Source organism: Bacilli bacterium, from assembly GCA_036381315.1.
In the GTDB taxonomy this organism is placed as follows: Bacteria; Bacillota; Bacilli; order Paenibacillales; family KCTC-25726; genus DASVDB01.
Map to the genome: position 1 here is coordinate 1 of DASVDB010000110.1, position 2735 is coordinate 2735.

At 47.3% G+C, this 2735-nt stretch carries 3 protein-coding genes; all 3 read left to right on the forward strand.

Features of this window, described 5'->3' with window-relative positions; translation table 11 throughout:
* Positions 1-700: glycosyltransferase family 4 protein (locus VF260_08340; protein ID HEX7057187.1), on the forward strand; the 700-nt coding region annotated here is incomplete at its 5' end.
* Positions 701-759: 59 nt separating this feature from the next.
* Positions 760-1707, forward strand: coding sequence for a phosphotransferase (locus VF260_08345; protein HEX7057188.1), 948 nt, complete (start codon positions 760-762; stop codon positions 1705-1707).
* A gap of 160 nt (positions 1708-1867) precedes the next feature.
* Positions 1868-2735, forward strand: an 868-nt coding sequence (locus VF260_08350; protein HEX7057189.1) for a GGDEF domain-containing protein, incomplete at its 3' end; no start/stop codon positions are given.

Sequence of the window (2735 nt, forward strand, 5' to 3'; positions counted from 1 at the left end):
AACGGCGAATAAAATCGTTGTTCCAAGCCGCTCACAGTTTGCCAGGCTGAAGAAGCTGTACCCTTTTTGCGCGAACAAAACAGTTGTCATCAAGCACGGTATTGTCTTGCGAAAAACCAAGGCCAAAGGTCCCCGCCACCATCTTCTGTATGTTGGGCGGATCATTCCGTTGAAAGGAATAGAAAAGCTTTTGATCGCTGTTTCCTTATTGAAGCGCCGGGGCAAAAAAGTCAGGCTGGATCTGGTTGGAACCGGTCCAAAAGGTTATATAAGACATCTGAAAGCACTATGCAGAAAACTTGGAATATCGTCGGAAATTCGCTGGATTGGGTTTTGCAATCAGGCGCAGTTGCAAAAAATGTACGCTTCCCATGGGGCGGTAGTCATGCCCAGCCTCCAGGAGTCATTCGGTTTGGTTGCGCTTGAGGCGCTTGCCAATGGGATTCCGTTGGTTTCGACGCGAGCCGGAGGGCTTGCCGAATTTGTCAACAGCAAGGTGGCGCAAACGATTCCGAAAGTAGACGGCTCCGCCATTAGCAAGTCCATCCAAAATATGTGGAACCACAAAAAAATCACCGACCAACGCGTCGATGCCGGACGGAAGTTGGCTTCCCGGTTTCAATGGCCCCATGCCGCAAGACGATATAAAAATTTGTTTCAACAAATCCAGGGGGGCTTAAAGGAGGCAAAAACACTTTGATGATCCCCAATCAGGAAGTCAGACAACTTTCCCGCAAGTTTGGAATTCAAGCAATACGAATGAAGATCGTGCAAAAAGGAGTTTATCGCATCGTGACGCCCGAGGGAAACGAGTATTGTTTGAAACGAATGCCCTATCCCCCCGTCCAGTTGCGTTGGATTGACAAAACGCTTCAACAAATGCGCCTAACTGGTGCCATCCGGATCGGATGGCGGAATCCTCACGAAAAATCGGGAAAACGCCTTTTTGTCAAATGGCGGCGCGAAAGTCCCCCATTTGTTCTTATCCCTTGGCTGAAAGGAGTATGGCCTTCACCCCATTCAAACCGACAAATGAAAGATTGCGGAACTCTATTGGCCAAATTTCATCAGGCCGGCAAAAAAATAAAGATTGCAACACCAGGCCGGCAAAACATGATGGGGAAATGGCCGTCCTATCTGCGGGAGGAACAAAACAAGCTGCGAAATGCCGTTTACAAAGCGAACAGAAACGGATTTCACAGCCCGCTCGACCGTTTGCTGCAAAAGCACGGAAGCGAGATATTACAAATGGCCGGCGCTTCTATCCGGGCATTAAGAAACAGCAACTATAAATCCTTATGCCGGAATACGCAGGCCACCTTATGTCATGGGGACTGCGGCCCGACCAATCTTATTCGCACCGGAAAAGGCATGTATTTGATCGACTTTGAAACGCTGCGACTGGATTTGCGCGCGTACGATCTTTACAGACTGATCTTCAATTCCTGCAAAGACCATAACTGGAATTTTGCGATCGCCAAAGCGATTCTGGATGGATACCAGAAAGTTTGCAAATTAAACCGGTCGGATTTTCAGTTGCTAAAAATTTTGCTGCGCTTTCCGCGAGGAATGTGCAAACTGATTCAACATTATGATAAGAAGAGTCCCAAGGAAAAATTGCAAGTTGAGCGCGATTTCCCCAAAGTTCTCGCACATGAACGGAGAAGAAGCGCATTTCTCAAAAAACTGGACTCATACGCGGGATAGGTTAGTGAACCGATCTGAATTTCTTGAAAATATCAGCCCAAAACAGGTATACTAGCTTTATGTATCATATGCGAACGGAACGCATGCCATGCGTTGGCATTGCCAGTTTCGCAAACGTCCGGCGCCGAAATGCCGCTGCCGGGTGGAGTTGATATCCCCAATGGACTACCATTCGTCGCTTTCGGCAGACGCGAAAAAATGGAATCGGCAAATCATCAATTTTTACTGGTTTTCCTTTGTCATTGCTTTTATCGGGCAAGCGGCGGGGTTGTTTTTTGCCTTGCGGTTAAGCCACGAAGAGGTACTGGCTTATATCAAAATCAATATCCTTCTTGAAAATGCTCTTATGCTGTTGCTTATGATTTTGGCCGAGCTCATGGTTCGCTATCTCCCCCGATTGGCCGACTATATTGTGATCAGCGCCGGCATCTTGCTCTGTTTTGCGATTATTTTGGCAACCGGCGGAATGCCGGGCATTCATATCATTTTAGCCATGCCGCTTTTTGTGTCGGTATTTTATTTTGATATCCGCAAATTGCTCTTCTCCGGAACTACAATGCTGGTGCTGTTTTTGCTGATCATCAGCTTCGTTCCTGCGCAGAAAATCCCGCCGTTTCAAATCATTTTGATCATCGGTACGATGTTTGGCTTGACGGCTACCGGCATTACGGTTTTGCGGCGGGGAATCGCCATCATGAAGCATCTCGAAAAATCGCTGAAGTCGGAACAGGAATTGCTCATCCAAAATATCCTCATGGATCGCAAAACGAAGCTGGATGCTTTGACGGGATTATACAACCACGGTTCTTTTCAGGATTTTCTGGCTACTTTGATCGAGCAATATCAAAAATCGCCGTTTCCGTTCTTTGTGGCGCTGCTCGATATCGATAATTTTAAAAAGGTAAACGACACATACGGGCATTGGGTTGGCGATATCGTGCTGAAAAAAGTCGCCGCCATAATCGACGAAAAGTTATCCGCCAACGATTTTGCGGCGCGCTATGGCGGCGAGGAATTCGCCGTGATTT

What these genes read in the sequence shown, in the direction of transcription:
- VF260_08345 (HEX7057188.1), top strand. Translation starts at nt 760, where the DNA reads ATGAAGATCGTGCAAAAAGGAGTTTATCGCATCGTGACGCCCGAGGGA.